We start from the raw sequence: 21,186 nt of genomic DNA, 5'->3' as shown, positions 1-21,186 counted from the left end.
GCTATGCGCGCGGGGCATGCGACGTCCACGTCGGAGCCGATACCAGCAGCTGCACGGCCAACTGCCGTGGTAGTGGGCGGCGGCATCTCAGGCCTGATCGCTGCGCGGGAGCTTGCCGCGGCCGGGTCAACGGTTACTGTCCTCGAGGCGACCACCGCATGGGGAGGCTGCGTGGGAAGCCATGTTGTTGCCGGGCTGCGTCTGGACAGCGGGGCGGAGTCGTTTGCCACACGGTCCACGGCCGTCGCCGACCTCGCGCGTGAGTTGGGCCTGGCGGACCATATAGTTGCTCCCCACCCCGGAGGTGCCTGGGTGCAGCTTCCGGACGGCCCGCAGGAGCTTCCCAAAACCGGAGTACTCGGTATTCCCGCGAATCCCTGGGACCCTGAGGTTCGACGATCCCTGGGTCTCCTCGGAGCCATCAGAGCCTCGTTTGACCGCTGGCTCCCGGCATCTGTCGGTACGTCCGCGGAGGTCACCAGTGTTGCCGCTCTGGTTGGTACCCGTATGGGCAAAAGGGTTCTGGAGCGGCTTGTTTCGCCGGTGGTAGGCGGCGTTCATTCCGCTGACCCTGCCCTTTTGGACGTGGATATGGTGGCCCCGGGCCTGCGCGCCGGAATCCGCTCGCATGGCTCACTTGCTGCTGCTGTCGCAGCTCAACGCAAAGGGTCCAAGGACGCCCCGTCTTCATCCTCCGCGGCGTCGTCCGGAACGGCAAAAGCGGGTTCCGCCGTGGCCGGCCTGAAGGGTGGAATGAACACTCTGGTGGACGCCCTCGTCGCTGACCTGCAGGAGCGGGGGGTTCAGTTGCTCGCCGGTCGGCGTGCCGAGGACGTTGTGAAAACTGAAGAGGGTTGGCGGGTCACCGCTGAAAGTTCCACCTACGACGCCGGCCGCCTGGTGGTTGCGCTTGACGGCCCGGCCGCCGTCGGGTTGCTGGAGAAGTCCTTGCCTGTGCTGTCCGGCCTCCGTCCGGCTCCAGGACCCCTGGTAAGCCTGGTGACCTTGGTGGTGGACCTGCCGCAACTTGATGGCAGGCCCAGGGGGACCGGAATCCTGGTTGCACCCGAAACCCCGGGGATCAAGGCCAAGGCCCTCACCCATGCAACGGCGAAGTGGGATTGGTTGGCTGACGAAGCCGGTCCGGGCACCCACGTCCTGCGCCTGTCCTATGGTCGGCGTGAAGAGGCAGGCGGCGGCGCGGACGTTGTCATGGACGATGAGTCGCTCCTTACCGCCGCCGTGGCAGATGCTTCCGCGCTGCTGACGGTTCCGGTATCCAAGGCGGACATCGTGGATTGGGATGTGGTGCGCTGGGCTGGCGCCCTGCCGTTCGCCGCCGTCGGTCATAAACAGCGCGTGGCGGAGGTTCGTCAGGCGTGCGCGTCTGCCAACCGCCTTACCGTGGTGGGCGGCTGGTTGGCCGGGAACGGCCTTGCTGCAGTAGTGGCCGACACTCGTGCGCAAGTGGCCCGGGTGCATGCAGGCTGATCACCAGAATGGTGATTTGCGTCACTTCTACGCCTTGTAGAACTAATCCGTTTCGACTTAGCGGCTGGCACCGGGCAAACTTGAACCATGAGCCACACTTCTGCCGAATCTGTCACTAAAACTGCTGATACCGAAGAGCAGTTCTTCACGCTCTGGACTGTCTTCAAGCGCTCGGCCGATGTCCTGCGCAGCGGCGACGCAGCCCAGGAGTACGAGGCCCTGGTAGAGAAGCTTGCCGAAGGCGGAGTCACCGTTCGCGGCAGCTACGACGTCTCCGCTATGCGCTCCGACGCGGACATCATGGTGTGGCTCCATGGGGCCAAGCCCGAAGACCTGCAGTCCGCGGTCCGCTCCATCCGGCGCAGCAAACTCTTTGCCGGCACCGAGATCGTATGGTCCGCCATGGGCGTGCACCGCGAAGCGGAGTTCTCCAAGAGCCACATTCCGGCCTACGCTCGTGGCGTGGAGCCCAGCACCTGGCTGTGCGTGTACCCCTTCGTCCGCTCTTACGAGTGGTATATCCTCCCGGCCGAGGAACGCGGCGCCATGCTCCGCGAACACGGTCTGCTGGGCAGGGAATTCCCGCAGGTCATCTCCAACACCGTCTCCTCGTTCGCGTTGGGTGACTGGGAATGGATCCTCGGACTCGAGGCACCGGAACTGGTGGACCTTGTGGACCTGATGCGCCATCTGCGGGACAGCGAGGCCCGCAACCACGTCCGTGAAGAAATCCCGTTCTACACCGGCCGCCGCGTGTCCGCTGCCGAGATTGCCGAGGTCCTTGCATGAGCACTCCAGTCGTTTCCACGGCCGTCAACGAAGTCACCGAGCGCGGCCGCCAGGAACCCAAAAATTACGACGCCGTGCTGCTCGCGTCCTTCGGCGGGCCCGAAGGCCAGGACGACGTCATTCCCTTCCTCCGCAATGTCACCCGCGGTCGCGGCATTCCGGATGAACGTCTCGAAGAGGTCTCCCACCACTACCGCGCTTTTGGCGGCATTAGCCCCATCAACCAGCAGAACCGTGAACTGAAGGCTGCCATTGAGGCCGAGCTGGACCGCCGTGGCATCGAACTGCCGGTCCTCTGGGGTAACCGCAACTGGGACCCGTACATCGCCCCGGTACTTCAGGACGCTTACGACGCCGGACACCGCAGGCTCCTGATGCTCACCACCAGCATCTACTCCTGTTACTCAAGCTGCCGCCAGTACCGCGAGGACATCGGCGTTGCCCTGACGGAAACCGGGTTGGATGGCAAGCTCCAGGTGGACAAGATCCGCCAGTACTTCGACCACCCCGGCGTAGTCCAGCCCTTCCTGGAGGGTACATCTGCGGGCTTGGAGGAGATCCGCGGCAAGCTCGTCGCAGCCGGCGAGACTGACCCGGACTCAAAGATCCGCGTCCTGTTTGCTACGCACTCGATCCCCACCCGGGATGCCGAGGCCGCTGGAAGGTCCGAGGACGAGCCCCGCGAATTCGCGGAAGGCTCGGCTTATGCTGCCCAGCACTTGGCCAACGCCAAGGCCATCATGGATGTTGTGGCACCCAACGTTGCCTGGGACCTGGTGTACCAGTCCCGTTCCGGCGCCCCTCACATCCCGTGGCTTGAGCCGGACATCAACGACCACCTCGAGGAAATCGCCCCTGAAGGGGTCCGCGGCGTCGTCATTGTTCCCCTCGGCTTCGTCAGCGATCACATGGAAGTTGCCTGGGACCTGGACACCGAGGCTCTGGAAACCTGCAAGGACCTCGGCATCGAAGCAACCCGTGTCCCCACCCCGGGTACGCACGCAGCTTTCGTGTCCGGCCTGGTAGACCTGATCTGCGAACGCACGGTGGAGAACAACATCGCCGAGCGCCCCCACGTGACGGACCTGGGTGCTTGGTACGACGTCTGCCGTCCCAACTGCTGCGAAAACTTCCGCGGAGCGAAGCCCGTCATTTCGGAAGTTGGTACCACAGTGGGCATCGGGCACGACGCGTACCCCGCTCCGGAGGCTGCCAAGTGACCGTACGCATCGGCACCAGGGCGAGCAAGCTCGCCCTGACGCAGACGCAGCAAACTGCGGACCGGTTGGCTGCCGTTGGCGGCTTCCCTGTGGAACTCGTGCACATCAAGACCGAGGGCGACGTCAAAACCGGGTCCCTTTCCCAGATGGGCGGCACAGGCGTGTTCGTCGCGGCCCTTCGGGACGCACTTCTCGCTGAGACCTGTGACGTTGCCGTGCACTCCCTCAAGGACCTGCCCACGGGCGCCGCACTTGGCCTGAGCATCGCTGCAACACCCAAACGGGTGGATGTCCGCGACGTACTCTGTGCCCGCGATGGCATGACGCTCGCCGAACTGCCGGGCGGCGCCAAAGTCGGTACAGGCTCACCACGGCGGGCCGCGCAACTCCGGGCTGCACGTCCGGACATTGAGGTGCTCGACATCCGTGGGAACGTGGATACCCGCCTCGGCCGTGTCCCTGGTTTGCCGGGAAATGTGACCGATGTTGTTGTCCCCGGCAAGACCTGCGATCTTGACGCTGTGGTGTTGGCCGCAGCGGGCTTGGAACGCATGGATCGGTTGGACACCGTCAGCGAATTCTTCGAATCCGACGTCATGCTGCCGGCCCCCGGGCAGGGAGCGTTGGCCATCGAATGCCGGACGGATGACGCTCCGCCACTGGGCGGTTCCACCGAGGGATCAAACTCGGTGCTGGCCCAGGCCCTTGCCGCTTTGAACGACGACGACACACGCCTCGCCGTTACGGCCGAGCGTGCCGTTCTGGCCCGGCTCGAAGCCGGTTGTGCTGCCCCCGTGGGGGCTTACGCCTTCCGGAAGGGCAGCATGCTGCACCTTGAAGCAGTGGTCTGCGCCGTGGACGGCACCAAGACAGTCCGCGAAAAGAAAGCCACGGACGGTCTAACGGAAGTCGGAGCCACGTTGCTCGGCATCGAAGTGGCTGAGCTCTTGCTCGCTGCCGGCGCCGCGGAGATCGCGGACCTTGCCGCGTCCTGAGCCGTATGAAGTAAATGGGCTGACCGGCCGGCGTGTCCTGATCACCAGGAGCGCCGACCGTGCACGCCCTTTGGCGGCGCTGCTGAGTGAGTTGGGGGCCGAGCCCTTGGTGCTTCCGCTCATCGATTTTGAGAGGGCAGGGGACCAGGCTTCCCTTGATGCGGCCTTGGACAAGTTGGCGGCCGGTGACTTTGACTGGCTGGTGATCAGCAGTATCACCACCGTCCGGGTTCTCATGGAGAAGGCTGCCCAGCGCGGGATGGCACTCGCGGATCTTGTTCCATCGGGAACAAAGGTGGCCACCATTGGCTCTTCGTCCCATCAGGTTCTCGAATCCGTAGGCCTCGCCGTTGCTCTGGCGCCTGAGGATGTCCAATCGGCGGACGGCCTCCTTGCTGTGTGGGAAGCGTCCCGCGTACGCGTGTTCCTGCCCCAAGCCGATATTGCGGCGGCCAGCCTGCGCGACGGCCTGGCGGCAAGCGGTGCGGACGTGACGTCCGTGGTCGCCTACCGCACGGTTGACTACCCTGCCCGTGCCGAACTCCGCCTGACAGCGGTACTTCCCTCCGGCGTCGGGACGTCCTTCACTGACGATCCGGCAACACTTGTTCCGGAAGACGCGCGGGCAGCACTGGATGCCGGAACCGTGGACGCTGTGGTGGCTGCTTCTCCCAGCGCGACGCGCCGTATCGCTGCAACATTGATGCCCTTGGGCAGGTGCCGGCTGATCGCCATTGGACGGCCGACGGCGGCAGAGGCCTCCCGGATAGGCCTCACCGTGGCAGCCACCGCCAAAGAACCAACCCCGGACGGCATTGTGGCCGCCTTGGAATCTGTTTTCGCCAACGAAGGGAAATCGTCATGAGCTTTCCGAACCATCGTCCCCGCCGCTTGCGCACCACTCCCGCCATGCGCAGGCTCACCGCCGAAAACCGCCTGGCGCCCGCGGACCTGATCCTCCCGGCGTTCATCCGGGAAGGCCTCACCGAGCCGAGTCCCATCAGTTCCATGCCGGGAGTCGTCCAACACACCACAGAGTCCCTCAAACGGGCCGCAGCCGAAGCCGTGGAGTTGGGCGTAGGAGGCATCATGCTGTTCGGTGTGCCCGCCGAACGCGATGCGCAAGGCACCGCTGCACTGGACCCGGATGGCGTCTTGAACAAGGCCATCCGCGACGTCAAAGCCGAGGTGGGCGATGGCCTGGTGATCATGGGCGATGTTTGCCTCGACGAGTTCACCGACCACGGCCACTGCGGCGTCCTCGATTCCGAGGGCTACGTGGATAACGACGCCACGCTGGAGATCTACGGTCAGATGGCAGTTGCCCAGGCCGACGCGGGCGCCCACGTGCTGGGGCCCTCGGGAATGATGGACGGCCAGATCGCGGTCATCCGTCAAGCACTGGAGGAATCCGGACACAAAAACACAGCAGTCCTTGCCTACGCAGCTAAATACGCCTCAGCGTTCTACGGCCCGTTCCGTGAGGCCGTGGATTCCCAACTCAAGGGTGATCGCCGTACTTACCAGATGGACGCAGCCAACCGCCGGGAAGCCATCCTGGAGGTGGAACTCGACATCGAAGAAGGCGCCGACATGGTGATGGTCAAGCCCGCCATGAGCTACCTGGACATTCTCGCTGATGTGGCTGCAATGAGTCCGGTGCCTGTTTCGGCCTACCAAATCTCAGGCGAATACGCCATGATCGAAGCGGCCGCCGCCAACGGCTGGATCGACAGGCGGGGCGCCATTACTGAATCTGTCCTCGGCATCAAGCGTGCTGGAGCCGATACCGTATTGACCTACTGGGCCTCCGAACTGGCAGGCTGGTTGAAGGAGTCCTGATGTCTTCTCTCCCTGCAGAATCCGCTGTTCCCCTGGATCCCACGGCACCGTCCCGGACCGCCGTGCCTTCCGATCCCGCTGCACCAGTGGCGGCCAACCAGATCCTGCTCGGCCTGAACACCTTCGGCGACGCCGGTGTGGATGCTGACGGAAACCCCAAGGAGCATGCGCTTGTCCTGCGGGAGCTGCTGCAGGAAGCGAAACTGGCTGACGCCGTCGGAATCCATGCCTTTGGCGTGGGGGAGCACCACCGCCGCGATTTCGCTGTGTCCGCGCCTGAGGTTTTCCTTGCTGCGGCGGCCGCCGTGACATCACGGATCCGCTTGGGGTCCGCCGTTACCGTGCTCAGCTCAGATGATCCCATCCGCGTCTTCCAACGTTTCGCCACGGTTGATGCCTTGTCCAATGGCAGGGCCGAGGTCATGCTCGGCAGGGGTTCGTTCGTGGAGTCATTCCCGCTGTTTGGCTTGGAGTTGGCAGACTACGAAGTCCTCTTCGAAGAAAAACTGGAGCTGTTCGACAAAGTACGCGCCCAGAAACCCGTTCATTGGGCGGGGCGCACGCGGCCCAACGTCAATGGGTTGCAGGTATACCCCCAACTCCAGCATCACCTCCTGCCGGCCTGGATTGGTGTGGGTGGCACACCGGAGTCCGTGCTGCGCTGCGCCGAATACGGCTACCCCATCATTTTCGCCATTATTGGGGGAGAGCCCCGACGCTTCGCACCGCTGGTCAACCTGTACCGTGAGGCGATGGCAAAGTACGGCCATCCCATGCGCCAGATTGCCACGCACTCACCAGGATTCATCGCGGACACGGACGAGGCCGCCCGCGAGGAGCTGTTCCCGCATTGGCTGGAGCAGCGCAACAGGATCGGTGCCGAGCGTGGGTGGGGGCCAGGGAACCGTGGCGAGTTCGACGCCATGTGCGGCCCTGAGGGTGCCCTCTATGTTGGTTCCCCGGAAACCGTGGCGCAGAAAATCGCTCTTCTCAAGAGGAATCTCGGTGTGGACCGATTCGACCTCAAATACAGCAATGGAACGTTGCCGCATCAGTCAATGATGCGCTGCATTGAGCTCTACGGCACCGAGGTGGCCCCGCGGGTCACCGAGCTGCTGGCCGACGCCGCATAAGACTGCGCCCGGCCAAGCTGAAATCACTGAAAGAATAGGAACCATGACCTCAAATACCCCCGTGTCCGATCAACTTTACGACCGTGCCCGGTCCCTGATGCCCGGCGGCGTGAATTCGCCGGTGCGGGCCTTCGGTTCAGTGGGCGGTACCCCGAAGTTCATGGTCTCGGCCAAGGGCGCCTACCTGACGGACGCGGACGGCAAGGAATACGTGGACCTCGTCTGCTCCTGGGGGCCTGCGTTGTTGGGACACGCCCACCCCGCCGTGCTCGATGCCGTTCACGCAGCTGTGGATCGAGGCCTTTCTTTCGGAGCTTCCACACCGGACGAAGCCAACCTCGCTGAGATCGTCAAGGACCGGGTGTCCGCTGTTGAACGTCTGCGGATGGTATCCACTGGAACCGAAGCCACCATGACCGCCGTTCGTTTGGCCCGCGGTTTCACCGGCCGCAACTTGATCATCAAGTTTGCCGGGTGCTACCACGGCCACTTGGACGGGCTGTTGGCAGCGGCAGGATCCGGCGTGGCAACGTTGGCTTTGCCCGGCTCTGCCGGCGTTACGGAGGCCACTGCCGCTGAAACCCTGGTTCTGCCGTATAACGATCTCGCCGCCGTCGAGGCTGCCTTCGCTGCGCACGGCAAAAACATTGCTGCCGTCATCACCGAAGCGGCACCGGCCAACATGGGCGTCGTCACTCCGGGTGAGGGCTTCAACGCAGGCGTGTCCCGCATCACCAAGGAGCACGGTGCGCTCCTGATCGTGGACGAAGTCCTCACCGGCTTCCGTACCGGGTACGCCGGCTACTGGGGCTTGACCGGCCGCCAGGAAGGCTGGGCTCCGGACCTGCTCACCTTCGGTAAGGTCATTGGTGGTGGAATGCCGACGGCGGCACTCGGCGGCCGTGCCGACGTGATGGACTACCTTGCTCCCGTCGGTCCCGTGTACCAGGCCGGAACCCTGTCCGGAAACCCCGTGGCCATGGCTGCAGGAGTGGCAACTCTGACCCACGCAACTCCTGAGGTCTACGCCTACGTTGATGGCCGCTCGCTGGAACTCTCCGCAGCGCTTTCCTCTGCCCTTGATGCAGCAGGGGTGGACCACTCGATCCAGCGGGCGGGCAATCTGTTCTCCGTGGCGTTTGGGACCTCCGCCCATGGCGTACACAACTACGACGACGCGCAGCGGCAGGAAAGCTTCCGCTATGCCCCGTTCTTCCACTCCATGCTGGACTCAGGCGTCTACCTTCCGCCGTCGGTCTTCGAAGCCTGGTTCCTTTCCGCCGCTCACGACGACGCAGCGATGAACCGGATTATCGACGCCCTTCCGGCGGCGGCAAAGGCTGCAGCGGGCGCTACGGCTTAGCTTTTTTAGTGATGCCCCGGCCAGATGCTCGAAGCATGTGGCCGGGGCATCGTTGTTTGTCCCGGGGTAGGCTCGTAGGTGGAAACCCACCCCCAACGAATTCACGGTTTACCATGCGCAAGTTCCCGTCCATTGCATCGATTAGTGTCAGCATCGCCACCGCCGGTGTACTTCTGGTGACGGCCTCGGGTTGTTCCAGTGGCCCATCCAACTCCGGCCAAGCCACGGCGGAGGGGACGCCGTCTGTTTCTCCTTCCTCACCGACAACCACACCGGCACCCTCATCCCCGCCGGCGTCAACCACGCCGTCTGCTGTTACTTCCCCGCCTCCCTCCGCAGCGTCGGCCCCGGCACCTAGCGCCCCGTCAGCTGTAGAGAAACAACTCGCCGCGCTCAGCCTTGAGCAGCGCGTGGGACAACTGTTCATGGTGGCCTCTAAAGCCACCGGCGCCGAACCCGGAACCATGGAAGCACTGACCAAGTACCATGCCGGAAACGTTTATCTCAGCGGGCGCAGCAAGGCCGGAACTGCTCCGACGGCTGCCGTGGTGTCTTCCTTGACGGGCACTGTCTCTGCTGCCACAACGGGCGGGCTGCCTCTTTTTGTTGCTACCGACCAAGAAGGCGGATACGTTCAGGTGCTCTCCGGCCCGGGCTTCTCCACGATTCCTGCTGCCCTGGTCCAAGCATCTTCCGGGGCGGCCAAGCTCCGGGCGGATGCCGCAACGTGGGGAAAGGAACTTCGCAGAGTAGGGGTCAACGTGAACCTCGCACCGGTCCTGGATACAGTGACCAGCCCGGAATTTGCACCCTCAAATGCCCCCATCGGCCATTTCCAGCGGGAGTACGGCTATGACCCCGGCAACGTCTCGCTGCTGGGCAACGCTTTTGCCGACGGCATGAAAGACGCCGGGGTTGCTCCGGTGGTCAAACACTTCCCGGGCCTGGGCAGGGTGGTTCCCAATACGGACGTCAGCAAAAATGTCCGTGACACCACCACCACAAGGGACGATCCCGCGCTGGAGCCGTTCCACACCGCCATCGCATCGGGTACCAAGTGGGTCATGGTCTCCAACGCCTACTACGACAAGATCGACCCCGCAAACATCGCACCGTTCTCAGCGACGATCATGGACGCCATGCTGCGTGCTGACGCAGGTTTCACAGGGATTGTCCTTTCTGACGACCTCTGCAGTGCTGCGCAATTGGAAGCCTGGTCAGATGCTGATCGGGCCCTGAACTTTTTCGGCGCAGGCGGAACCATGTTGGTGTGTGCCGATCCCACCAGCATTCCGGCGATGCACCAAGCTGTAGTGCAAAAGGCCACGTCAGATCCGGCCTTCCGGGCCAAGGTGGACGCCGCCGCGCTTACTGTGTTGCAAGTCAAGGCCGGTCAATAGCGGCTCCACGTCAGGGATCAGGAACAAAGAACCCCGCCTTCCATGTGAAAGCGGGGTTCTTTGTACGTGGTGCGTGTCCTGTTGTGAACAGGTCCTTAGAGGACGTCCGAAAGGAAGCCCTGAAGGCGTTCCGTTTGCGGGTTGGTGAACAGCTGCTCCGGAGGGCCGGATTCAACCACCACACCGGCGTCCATGAAGGTCACCACGTCGGAGACATTGCGGGAGAAGCCCATTTCGTGGGTCACCACCACCATGGTCATGCCTCCTTGGGCCAGGTCCGTCATGAGGGCAAGGACGCCCTTGACGAGTTCCGGGTCCAGTGCGGAAGTGGCTTCGTCGAAGAACATCACCTCGGGCTTCATGGCCAAGGCGCGCGCTATGGCTACGCGCTGTTGCTGGCCACCGGAGAGGTTTGCCGGACGCGAGTCAGCCTTGTGCTTCAAACCCACCAGGTCCAATTGGGCCAGGGCTTCGTCGCGTGCCTGCTCCTTGGACATGCCACGGAGCTTACGCAGGGCCAGGGAGATGTTCTCTGCCACAGTCTTGTGGGGGAACAGGTTGAACTGCTGGAACACCATGCCAATACGGCGGCGCAATTCGTCCGGATTGTCCTTGAGGACCGAACGTCCGTCCAGGAGGATGTCGCCTTGGTCCGGTTCGATCAGCCGGTTCATGACGCGCAGGAGCGTGGACTTGCCCGAGCCGGACGGGCCGATCACCGAGGCCGTGGTGCCCTTCTCAACATGCAGGTCAATGCCGCGCAGTACGTGGTTGCTGCCAAAGGACAAATGGATGTTCTTGGCTGTCAGTGTGCCTGATGCAAATTCGCTCATGCCTGGGCTCCCTTTCCTACCACGGCTGCTGCCTCGTCCGGTTCTTTCTTCTCCGGCCGGCCGGAGCGCATGCGGGCGTCAATCCAGTTCACAAAGTGCGTGAGTGGAATGGTCAGCGCCAGATAGAAGATGGCAGCGGCCACGTAAGGGGACAGGTTGCCGCTGTTGGCGGCTGCGTCCTTGCCGATCTGGAAGATTTCACGCTCCGTGGCCAGAAGACCGAGCATGAACACCAGCGAGGATTCCTTGATCAGTGCGATGAACTGGTTCACCAGGGCGGGAAGAACCCGCCTTATTCCCTGGGGTACCACCACCAGGCGCATGGACGAGCCGTAGCTGAACCCGAGGGCCCGGGTTGCTTCGAGTTGTCCCTTGTCCACGCTCTGGATGCCTGAACGGAAGATCTCACCGATGTAAGCGCCCGACATCAAGGACAGTGCCGCGATGGCCATGGGGTACGGGCTGGTTGAACCCGTGAGTTCGCGAATGATGGGGCCGAAACCGAATCCGATCACGAGGATGGTCAGCACCGGTGGAAGCCCGCGGAGGATGTCGGTGTAGATGCGGGCTATCCACCGTGCCGCTGCGTTCCGGGAAATCCCCATCAGGGCGAGCAGCATCCCGAGAGCAGTCCCGATGATGCCCGAGACGACAGCCAGAACGATGGTGTTGGGCAGCCCGACGGCAAACATCTTAGGGAGAACTTCGCCTATTGCCTCCCAGTCAAAGAAGGACTCGGCTAGTTGATTGAGGATATCCATGGAACGCCCTGGTTACTTGGCGGGGAGCTGGACGGCCTTGCTGCCCGGCTTCCAGCCCTGGGGGGTCTGCTCGGCGGCAGTCGGACGGTCCTTGTACCACTCGGCCGTGAGCTTGGCCCAGGTGCCGTCAGCAATGACAGCATCCAAGCCGGAGTTCAAAGCGTCGATCAGCGGCTGGTTGTCCTTATTCACGGCGTATGCAGTGAAGTTCTGGGTGTTGACAACCTTCTCGGCGATCTTGGTGTTGTCGCCTTCCTTGACCTGGCCTTCGGCCTGCTGGGAAGGAGCAACCCACGCGTCGATCTGGCCGTTCTTCACGTTGCCGTAGACCGTGTTGTAGTCAGGGAAACGGACGGGCTCAATCTTGAGTGTGTTCGTCATGTAGTCGTCCTGGACGGTGCCCTGGACGACGCCGATGCGCAGGCCTTCCTTGACGTCGGCGAAGCCGGTGACCTTGGAGTCGTTCTTGGTCACGATAGCCATGTAGCCGAAGTCGTAGCCGTTGGTGAAGCCGACCGTCTTGCGGCGGGCGTCCGTGGTGGAGATGGAGGAGGATCCGACGTCGAACTGCTTGTTGCCCACCTGGGACAGGAGCGCCGAGAAGTCGGTGGATGCAAACTCCACCTTGAGGCCCAGCTTGTCGCCGATGGCCCGCAGGAGCTCATTGTCGTAGCCGGTGAACTTACCGGAAGGATCGATGAAGATGTTCGGCGGGGCGTCTGAGAGGGTGCCTACGCGCAGGGTGCCGTCGGTGATCAGGCCTAGCTTGGTCTTGTCGATCTTGTCCAGAGGCGTCACATCGGCGGTGGTGAAGGTATCGAGCGATTTCTGGTCGCTGCCAGCCAGCGCATCGGTGGGCGAGCCGCTGGGCTCGGAGGTTCCTCCACCGCATGCTGCCAGGGAAATCACCAGGGCTGCGGCCACGGGGGCAACAGACAGCCACTTAGGGGCTTTGAATTTCATGAAGAAATCACTTTCATCGGGTAACGGAGACGTTTCGCGGTGGGCGGGGAATGCGGCAGCAGAAAAGCAGCAGAACAAAGGTTGGCTGCCCTAGCAGACTTCAACCCGCCAAACTTAATTATGTCACCAGCCCACTAGCCCGCGGTGAATCGAAGAAGTGAATGCCAGCAATCGAATTAACCGAACAAAGTTCCCATCAGGTGCCCGATGGACTCTGGACTATTCCGGGTTCGAGGCCACGCCTGGAATCTCCGCGCGGCCAGTCCCACCTTTTGGGTTCCCGAATTCGCTGTGACATGCGTCGCAAAAAGTAATGCCTGGCGTGCTTCCTGTTCTACCTGCCGTGCTTCCTGTTCTAGAAGCCGCCCCGGCTGGCGTCCTCAGGCGGCAGCACCGGCCACTCACCCTCGATCACGGCGGTGGGCTTGCTCCGCCGCAAGTATTGCTGGAAATCAGCAGCCTGGGACGCCGCCCAGTCTACTTGCAGCTGATGCAGTGTGGACGCCGGCATCTGCAGCTTGGGAAACTTGCCGGCCATGGCATCCAAAACGCGGAGGGTAGCCAGCGCATCCGCCGCGGAGGTATGGGCGTTTGTCAGGTCCACGCCGTATTCCTCGCACAAAGCGGTGAGGGTGCGCTTTCCCTTGCGGTAGCGGTCCACTTGCTTGTTCATGACATACGGATCCAGCACGGGGAAACGGCTCAGTTGGGGAACGCCGTAGCGGGCAGACTCTGCCGCCAACACGGTGAAATCGTAACTGGCGTTGAAAGCAATGACGGGAGTGCCGTCGTCGAACAGTCCTTGGAGTACCCCTGCGACTTCGCGTGTGACTTCTGCTGCCGGGCGGCCTTCGGCGCGGGCCTTCTCCGTGGATATTCCGTGCACCTCACTTGCTTCGAGCGGGATCTCCACCCCTGGATCTGCCAACCACTCGTGCTCTGCGATGAGCTCCCCGTGAGCATCCACTACTGTGATGGAAGCGGTGACGATCCGCGCTGACCGCGAGTTTTTCCCGGTGGTCTCGAGGTCGAATGCGGCACGGGAGAGGGTATTCCAGGAACTCATGCCTTCAAGCTACCGGCTGGGTCCGACACTCTTTGGGCACGACACTCCTGCCGTTACGCTGAACACATGCGGATGGAGTATGTGACGGCGGTTCTGGCCGTTGTAGACCTTGTTCCGTCAGGCTCGGCGGTCTCCTATGGTGACGTCGCGGAGCTCCTGGGTGCTGGCGGACCGCGGCAGGTGGGCGCAGTCATGAGCCATTACGGTAGCTCTGTGGCCTGGTGGCGCGTGCTCAGGGCCAGCGGGGAGGCGCCTCCCGGTCACGAGGTTGACGCGTTGAAACATTACCTGCAGGAATCGACCCCGCTTCATGGCGCGTACGAGGCATTCCTGAGGACGGGGGAAGGCCGTTGGAGGGTCGACCTGACAGCAGCACGCTGGGCGCCTTCGGATGGCGACTTCGATCAACTTGATGTGATCTCTGACCAGTTGGAGCGTCAACTCCATAAATTGTCGGTGCCCGATGATGAAATGACTGTGTGACCGCCACTCCTGCCAAAACCCGCCAAGCACCGGCAGCCCTCCGCCTGCTCCCGCCGCGTGAGACCCACTACGCGGCACCCGTTTTGTCCCCGGATCAACGTGCAGTCGTTTCCCTCCCGCAGGGGAGCGGCCCCGTCCTGGTGCCCGGCGGGCCTGGGACGGGCAAGTCAACGGTGCTGGTGGAATCGGCAGTCCGCCGTGTTCGTGAAGACGGCCTGGACCCGGAACAGATTCTCGTTCTCGCTCCCGGGCGCCACGCCGCCGCTGCCTTGCGCGACACCTTCACAGGGCGCCTGGACCGCAGCCTTAGTACGACGCCGGCACGCACCTGGGCGTCGTACGCTTTCGACGTCATCCGGCGGGCAAAGGCTGAAGGCATCCTGCCGCTGTCGCGGCCACCGAAGCTTCTGTCAGGCCCTGAACAGGACCTCATCATCAAGGAACTGCTGGAGGGCCACTCCCGTCCCGGCTTCCATCTGCCTTGGCCGGAGGACCTCGCAGCAGCACTTCCTACCCGCGGTTTCCGTCACGAGATCAGGCAGCTATTCGACCGCATCATCGAATCGGGGCGCACCGCGGAGGACTTGGTGGGGCTTGCCTACGAGTGCGGACGCCCTGATTGGATGGCGGCGGCCCAGCTGTACAGCGAGTACCGGGACGTCCTGGACCTCCGCATGCCGGAGGCGTTTGACCCCGCCGGGATCATCACCACGGCACGGCAAATTTTCCAAGACTCGCCGGAGTTCCTCGCCGCCGAGAGGCAACGCCTCCAACTCATCCTCGTGGACGACGCCCAGGAATCAAATCCGGCAGTATTCGAACTCCTTGCCGACATTGGAGAAGGCAAGGATGTGGTGGTCACCTACTCACCGGACACGGTAGTGCAAGGTTTCCGCGGCGCACGCCCGGACTTGGTTTCAGAGTTGCCATCGCTGCTGGGCGGCACCCAGCAATCCGTCCTGGAACGACCCTTATCGGCGACCCACCGGCATACGCCGGAAGTAGCCGAGGCGTGGATGCGGGTAGCGGCCCGCATCTCGCAGCGTTCCGGTGGTCAGCTGGCCAGACAGATGGAACAACCTCAACATCCGGAAAGCCCACGTGAGGCGACCGTCGGCGATGGTCGCGTAGAAGGGCACGTGCTGCCGTCCGCAGTCCACGAGCTCCGGTACGTCGCGCAGCGCATCCTTGAAGCGCAACTGCGGGAATCGCGGGAGTTCAGCGACATCGCAGTGATCGTGCGGAACGGCGGACAGATCTCTCAGTTGCAGCGGTATCTGAGCGGCCAAGGAATCCCGGTGCGCGTTCCCGTAGCGGACTCAGCTGTCCGTGACGAAGTCGCTGTCCGCCCGCTGCTGGAGGCTTTTGCCGTTGTTCTGGACCCGGCAAAACTCACACCGGAAACTGCAGTATCCCTCCTGACATCGCGGATCGGAGGCGCCACTGCCATCGAATTGCGGAGGCTGCGGCAATCCCTACGCCGCGAGGAGCTTTTAGGAGGCGGCGGCCGCTCCAGCGACGCTCTGTTGGTCGAAGCCTTGCTCCAACCGGGGGCACTGGCATCGCTGGGAATTGAAGGCAGCTCTGCCCGCAGGCTCGCCCGTATGATCGCGGCCGGTACCACTGCTGCCGCCGAGCCGGGCGCCAACGCGGAATCTGTTCTGTGGGCCTTATGGCACGCAACGGGGTTGTCATCGCGTTGGTCGGAGATGGCACTTGAAGGGGGCAACGCGGGGGCGCGCGCAGATCGGGACCTCGACGCCATGATGGCTCTGTTCCACACAGCCGAGCGCTTTGTCGACCAGCTGCCCGGTTCCGGTCCAGAGCAATTCCTCGACTACCTGCTGAACCAGGAACTGCCCATGGACACCCTTGCCGCACGGGCACAGCTGGAGGCATGCGTGGAGATCATGACTCCGGCGAGTGCGGCGGGCCGGGAATGGCCGGTGGTAATCGTTGCAGGCCTCCAGGAAGGAGTGTGGCCCAACACGCGCCTCCGTGGAGAGCTGCTGGGCAGCACCGTCTACGCCGATGCCGTGGAGCATGGAGTGGACTACGCCCTCCGGCGTGGACCCCTCAGCAGGCTCCGGGATATCCGCTACGACGAACTCAGGAGCTTCTCAACAGCCGTGTCGCGAGCCCGTGAAGTGTTGATTTGCACTGCAGTGTCTTCCGAGGACGAACAGCCTTCTGCCTTCCTGGACTACGTGGCCCCGCTCGCATCCGGTGAGTACAAACGCGGTTATACAGCTGTTGACCGTCCCATGACCTTAAGGGCACTCGTTGCGGAACTGAGGCAGCATGCCCAGGCAGAAGACGAAGCACCCGGGGAATCCCGTTCCGCGCACGAGGCGGCACGGATACTGGCCAGGCTCGCCACTACGGACCCGCCGGTTCCGGGGGCGCACCCGGACACGTGGTGGGGTTTGGCGCCACTGAGTTCCCAGGCAGCCGTAGTGCCGGCTGGCGGTACCGTCTCCGTCTCGCCGTCCAAAGTGGAAGCTGTCCACAAATCCCCGTTGGACTGGTTTGTCCAAGCAGCCGGCGGGGAAGCGGCCACCGACTTCGCACGCAGTCTGGGCACGTTGGTCCACGCCATTGCGCAGGAGCTTCCCGAGGCCTCGGGAGCCGAGTACGTCGCCGAACTCGTCCGCCGCTGGCCAAGCTTGGGCATGAAGGATAACTGGGAGGGGAAACTTGATTTCCAGCGGGCGGAACTCATGGTCCGGAAGTTGGCCCAGTATGTGCTCATCATGCGCAACGACGGACGAAGCTTGCTGGCAGTAGAGCACGACTTTGAAGTTCAGCTTCCTGATGTCACGGTTGATGCCGTTGGCGTCAGTGGTCCTGAAGCTCTTGAAGAGGTGGCCGTACGTCATGCGGTATTACGCGGCCAGGTGGATCGCCTCGAAATAGATTCGGAGGGCAGGCTTGTGATTGTGGACCTTAAGACCGGCAAACGGCAACCCGGCAAGGCCGAGGTTGCCCGGCACCCGCAGCTGGGTGCCTACCAGGCTGCGGTCCTCAAAGGTGCTTTCCAGGACGCTGCAACGGGACAGGGGCTCACTGCTTCCGGGGCAGGAACAGGCTTCGCTCCCGGTGGCGCAGTGTTGGCCCACCTTGGGACCAAAACAAAGAGCCCCGGAGTGCAGCAGCAGGATCCATTGGATCCGGCAGAGAACTGGGCAGAGAGCCTGGTGAACGAGGCGGCCACGCTCATGGCAGGGTCAACGTTCGATGCACGGCACGACCCCGGCAAGTCAGGGCATGGCGGCCATGGATGCCGTCTGCCCGACATTTGCCCGTTGTGCGCCCGAGGAAAGCAGGTCACCGAATGACAACCGAGCTCCTGGACGGCTTCGCCTCCAGCCCCCTGGGTGTAGAGGGAGTCCCCGCGCCCAGATTTTCGCCTTCCGAACTGGCCGGTATCCTTGGCGAGAAGAACCACCCGACGCACGAGCAAGCGGCGATTATTGCCTCGCCCCTCTCACCCCGCCTGGTGATCGCAGGAGCAGGTTCCGGCAAGACGGCCACCATGGCCGACCGTGTGGTGTGGCTGGTGGCCAACGGCTGGGTGCGTCCGGAAGAGGTTCTGGGGGTAACGTTCACCCGGAAAGCTGCTGGCGAGCTGGCGAGCCGGATTCGGTCCAAGCTGGCCACACTCCAACGGATCGCGGCGGAGGACGACGGCAGCATTGGCTTCCCGGAGGGGCTCGTCGGTGCTGACGAGCTCGAACCCAAAGTGTCCACTTACCATTCCTACGCAAGCGGCATTGTGTCGGACTACGGCCTGCGGTTGGGCATCGAACGGGACGTCGTCTTGCTTGGCGGTGCACAGTCCTGGCAATTGGCCAGCGAAGTGGTGGAGGCGTACGACGGCGACTACGAACACTTCACCGCCGCAAAGTCCACCCTCGTAAATGCGGTCATCCAGCTGGCCGGAGAGTGCGCGGAGCACCTTCAGGACCCCGGGGAGGTGCGCGAGTGGGTTCTGGAACGCGTTGAGACCTTTGAGCAGCTTCCTTATGTAGCCGGGGCCAAGAAGAATCCCAGCCAGGCCGCGGGAGACCTCGCGGCTATGCTCCGGACCCGAGCCAGCGTTGCCGACATGGTGGTTCGCTATCAGGAGGCCAAACGTCAACGCGGGGTCCTCGATTTCGGCGACCTCGTGGCGCTGGCAGCGCGTATCGCCAGTGACATTCCGCTCGCTGCAACCACTGAACGTGCCCGCTACAAGGTGGTGCTCCTGGACGAGTTCCAGGACACCTCCCACGCACAGCTTGTCCTCTTTTCACGCCTTTTCGGCAAGGGTCACGCAGTTACCGCGGTGGGAGACCCCAACCAGTCGATCTATGGGTTCCGCGGCGCTTCTGCAGGGCAGCTCTTCCACTTTGTGCAGGAGTTTCCCGTGCAGCGCTTGGACCCCTCCGGAAGCGATGGTTCCTTCTCCATTGCACCCACCTCTTATCTGACCACTGCCTGGCGGAACGGCAGAAACATCCTCGAAGCCGCCAACACCATCGCAGCGCCCTTGAACAGGGCGGCAGCATCGGAGGGTCCGGCAGGGGACAGGAAGAAAGCCGGTAATGTCTCAGTCCCCGCGTTGGTACCCAGCCCTGCAGCGGTGGATGGGAGTGTAGTGATCGGTCGCTTCGGCACGGATGAGGACGAGGCCGCCGTCATAGCCCGCGATGTCCGTCGCTATCAAAGAACTGTTTTCGAGGAGGAGAAGGACGGCACCCCCGTCAAGCCCACCATGGCGGTCCTGTGTCGCCGGCGGGCGCAGATGGAGTGCCTCCGCCGGGAGTTCGAACTCCAGGGCATTCCCTACGAGATCGTTGGACTTGGCGGCTTGCTGGACACACCGGAGATCGTGGACCTGGTGGCGACGTTGCGGGTCCTCGCCGATCCGGGACGTTCCGATGCTCTGATGAGGTTGTTGGCCGGGGCACGATGGCGGATTGGTCCGGCAGATTTGATGGCGTTCAGCGACTGGTCCCGCTTCCTGGCCCGTCGCCGGTCGACCCCGGAAGCCCGCCATGACACTTTCGAAGACAACGAAGAACCCGCAGCAGTCGTGGTTGAAAGCGATATCACCGATGCCGCAAGCCTCGTGGAGGCCCTTGATTTCCTCCCCCGGCCGGACTGGACTTCAGGGCATGGGCGGAGCCTGAGCCCTGCCGCCCTGGATCGACTGACCAGCCTTGCCTCGGAGCTCCGCTCGCTCAGGAGCTACATCGGAGACGACCTCACCACACTCCTTGGAGAGGTGGAACGTGCCATGCTGCTGGACATTGAGGTTGCCGCCAAACCAGGAATCAGTATTCACCAAGCACGCCGCAACCTGGATGCATTCCAGGATGCAGCAGCAGGGTTCCTGCAGACTTCACAGCGTATTGATCTGCTGGCGTTCTTGTCGTGGCTTGAAGCCGCGGCCTCAGAGGAAGGCGGCTTGGATGTGGCCCCCGCTGAGACCAACCGGGAGGCGGTGCAATTGTTGACTGTCCATGCCTCCAAGGGCCTGGAATGGGACGTGGTTTTTGTCCCTGGACTCAATGCTGGTTCTTTTCCCAGCAGCAGGGATTCGAGGTGGAGCACCGGCGCCGCGGCCTTGCCGTGGCCATTGCGGGGCGATCGTGCTGACCTTCCCCAATGGGACCTGGAGCAGCCTGACCAAAAAGGATGGTTGGACGCCGAGAAGGACTTCAAATCCGAGGTCCAGCATCACGGCGAGGCAGAGGAGAGGAGGCTCGCGTATGTTGCCTACACCCGTGCCAAATTTGTCTTGTGGGCCTCCAGTGCTGCTTGGAACGGCTCTCGATCGGGAATGACCGGAATGTCCTCCTTCCTTTCCGAACTCGCACCGCTTGCCGGAATGGCTGCAACGGCAGAGGGCGCCAGTGTCACTCATTCGCAGGGCAGTGCTGTGGTCCATCCCCAATCGGTAGCCGAGGAGGCCTTGCCCGAGGAAAGCCCCTTGACCGCAGTGCTCGAGGTAGCCCAATTTCCCTATGACCCCTTGGAGGGGCCTTCGGACCCACGGACCGGTGCCCGCCTGAGGCTTACCCCAGGCAGAAGGCTGGCCATGGATCAGGCTGCGGCCATGGTTCGTCGATACATGGAGGAACCCGGCAAGGATCCTTCAGGCGACCTAACCGGTGCGGCCGGGAAGTGGGCACAGGAGGCAGAACTCCTGCTGGATCGCCAGCGCCAGCTGAAAACCGTTCAGGATGTCCACTTGCCCAGCCATATCTCCGCTTCACTTTTCGTAGATTTGGGGGCTGACCCGGCGGCCGTCTTGCACCAGCTTCGCAGGCCGGTGCCCCGTGAACCGGGCATTTCGGCCCGCAAAGGTACGGCCTTTCATGCCTGGGTGGAGGAGTACTTCGGGACAACGGGCATGTTGGACCTTGATGAAGCGCCGGGTTCGGACTCCCATATTGATCAGGCCTACGGGCTGGATGACATGGTGGCGGCGTTCAAGAAGTCCGAGTGGGCCCAAAGGGCTCCCGCTTTCGTCGAAGTACCTGTGGAAACCCGGATTGGCGACGTCGTAGTACGCGGGCGCATCGATGCCGTGTTCCGTGATGCCGACGGCCGTTGGCAGCTCATTGACTGGAAGACCGGACGACGCCCGGCAGGTATACAACTGGCAACCCGCGCGGTGCAGCTGGCTGTTTACCGGCTCGCATGGGCTCGACTCAAGGACGTTCCCCTGGAGGACGTCAGCGCTGCCTTCTACTACGTTGCGGATGACGCCGTCGTACGCCCACACGATCTTGGCAGTGCCGAGGAGTTGGAGCTGATAGTCGCGAGGGCGTTGAAGAGCGGCAGCTGAATGACCGAA

General features: G+C 63.1%; 16 protein-coding genes. 12 read left to right on the top strand and 4 right to left on the bottom strand.

The genetic code is table 11. The features are described from left to right. Positions 1-3 precede the first annotated feature (3 nt). The 9 genes from hemG (at position 4) to LDN70_RS13955 (ending at position 10,233) form a co-directional block, all read left to right on the top strand. Positions 4-1,491, top strand: a complete 1,488-nt coding sequence (gene hemG, locus LDN70_RS13995; RefSeq protein WP_223940567.1) for a protoporphyrinogen oxidase — start codon at positions 4-6, stop codon at positions 1,489-1,491. An 87-nt stretch (positions 1,492-1,578) separates the two neighbouring features. After that, positions 1,579-2,280 carry a hydrogen peroxide-dependent heme synthase gene (gene hemQ, locus LDN70_RS13990; RefSeq protein WP_142938507.1) on the top strand — a complete coding sequence of 234 codons (702 nt, stop codon included), beginning with the start codon at positions 1,579-1,581 and terminating at the stop codon, positions 2,278-2,280. After that, on the top strand, positions 2,277-3,500 hold the full coding sequence (locus tag LDN70_RS13985; RefSeq protein ID WP_142938508.1) for a ferrochelatase: 1,224 nt from the start codon (positions 2,277-2,279) through the stop codon (positions 3,498-3,500). The genes hemQ and LDN70_RS13985 overlap by 4 nt, the downstream gene beginning before the upstream one ends. After that, positions 3,497-4,495 carry a hydroxymethylbilane synthase gene (gene hemC / locus LDN70_RS13980; RefSeq protein ID WP_142938509.1) on the top strand — a complete coding sequence of 333 codons (999 nt, stop codon included), beginning with the start codon at positions 3,497-3,499 and terminating at the stop codon, positions 4,493-4,495. The genes LDN70_RS13985 and hemC overlap by 4 nt, the downstream gene beginning before the upstream one ends. Beyond that, positions 4,482-5,360, top strand: coding sequence for a uroporphyrinogen-III synthase (locus tag LDN70_RS13975; protein WP_142938510.1), 879 nt, complete (start codon positions 4,482-4,484; stop codon positions 5,358-5,360). Before hemC ends, LDN70_RS13975 begins: the two co-directional genes overlap by 14 nt. After that, positions 5,357-6,337: a porphobilinogen synthase gene (hemB, locus tag LDN70_RS13970; RefSeq protein WP_223940566.1), complete on the top strand. Its 981-nt coding sequence runs from the start codon at positions 5,357-5,359 to the stop codon at positions 6,335-6,337. Before LDN70_RS13975 ends, hemB begins: the two co-directional genes overlap by 4 nt. Next, positions 6,337-7,470 (top strand): LLM class flavin-dependent oxidoreductase, encoded by a 1,134-nt coding sequence (locus tag LDN70_RS13965; protein ID WP_223940565.1) that lies wholly within the window; start codon positions 6,337-6,339, stop codon positions 7,468-7,470. The genes hemB and LDN70_RS13965 overlap by 1 nt, the downstream gene beginning before the upstream one ends. 43 nt (positions 7,471-7,513) lie before the next feature. Further along, on the top strand, positions 7,514-8,833 hold the full coding sequence (gene hemL, locus LDN70_RS13960) for a glutamate-1-semialdehyde 2,1-aminomutase (RefSeq protein ID WP_223940564.1): 1,320 nt from the start codon (positions 7,514-7,516) through the stop codon (positions 8,831-8,833). 113 nt (positions 8,834-8,946) lie between these two features. Continuing rightward, a complete protein-coding gene (locus LDN70_RS13955) occupies positions 8,947-10,233 on the top strand; it encodes a glycoside hydrolase family 3 N-terminal domain-containing protein (RefSeq protein WP_223940563.1) in 1,287 nt (428 codons plus the stop codon). A gap of 95 nt (positions 10,234-10,328) precedes the next feature. On the opposite strand, the gene LDN70_RS13950 is transcribed toward LDN70_RS13955, so the two are convergent. The 4 genes from LDN70_RS13950 to LDN70_RS13935 all read right to left on the bottom strand — a co-directional run bounded on the left by LDN70_RS13950 (position 10,329) and on the right by LDN70_RS13935 (position 13,856). Further along, a complete protein-coding gene (locus LDN70_RS13950) occupies positions 10,329-11,066 on the bottom strand; it encodes an amino acid ABC transporter ATP-binding protein (RefSeq protein ID WP_024817418.1) in 738 nt (245 codons plus the stop codon). After that, positions 11,063-11,827 (bottom strand): amino acid ABC transporter permease, encoded by a 765-nt coding sequence (locus tag LDN70_RS13945; RefSeq protein ID WP_223940562.1) that lies wholly within the window; start codon positions 11,825-11,827, stop codon positions 11,063-11,065. The genes LDN70_RS13950 and LDN70_RS13945 overlap by 4 nt, the downstream gene beginning before the upstream one ends. A gap of 12 nt (positions 11,828-11,839) precedes the next feature. Then, complete coding sequence (locus LDN70_RS13940; protein WP_202979310.1) at positions 11,840-12,790, bottom strand: ABC transporter substrate-binding protein; 951 nt, start codon at positions 12,788-12,790, stop codon at positions 11,840-11,842. Positions 12,791-13,145: 355 nt separating this feature from the next. Further along, positions 13,146-13,856 (bottom strand): 3'-5' exonuclease, encoded by a 711-nt coding sequence (locus tag LDN70_RS13935; RefSeq protein WP_166840086.1) that lies wholly within the window; start codon positions 13,854-13,856, stop codon positions 13,146-13,148. A gap of 66 nt (positions 13,857-13,922) precedes the next feature. Between LDN70_RS13935 and LDN70_RS13930 the strand changes: the two genes are divergently transcribed. From LDN70_RS13930 to LDN70_RS13920, 3 genes are read left to right on the top strand one after another with little or no spacing between them, the layout of a single operon-like run. Continuing rightward, positions 13,923-14,339: an MGMT family protein gene (locus LDN70_RS13930; RefSeq protein WP_142938515.1), complete on the top strand. Its 417-nt coding sequence runs from the start codon at positions 13,923-13,925 to the stop codon at positions 14,337-14,339. Continuing rightward, positions 14,336-17,677, top strand: coding sequence for an ATP-dependent helicase (locus tag LDN70_RS13925; protein WP_223940561.1), 3,342 nt, complete (start codon positions 14,336-14,338; stop codon positions 17,675-17,677). Before LDN70_RS13930 ends, LDN70_RS13925 begins: the two co-directional genes overlap by 4 nt. Then, entirely contained in the window at positions 17,674-21,177 is a 3,504-nt protein-coding gene (locus LDN70_RS13920) for an ATP-dependent helicase (RefSeq protein ID WP_223940560.1), read from the top strand. Before LDN70_RS13925 ends, LDN70_RS13920 begins: the two co-directional genes overlap by 4 nt. Positions 21,178-21,186: the final 9 nt, after the last annotated feature.

Source organism: Arthrobacter sp. StoSoilB22 (assembly GCF_019977315.1).
Classification (GTDB): Bacteria; Actinomycetota; Actinomycetes; order Actinomycetales; family Micrococcaceae; genus Arthrobacter.
Note: the sequence above shows the minus strand (reverse complement) of the source record. Positions and strands in the feature narration are given on the sequence as shown.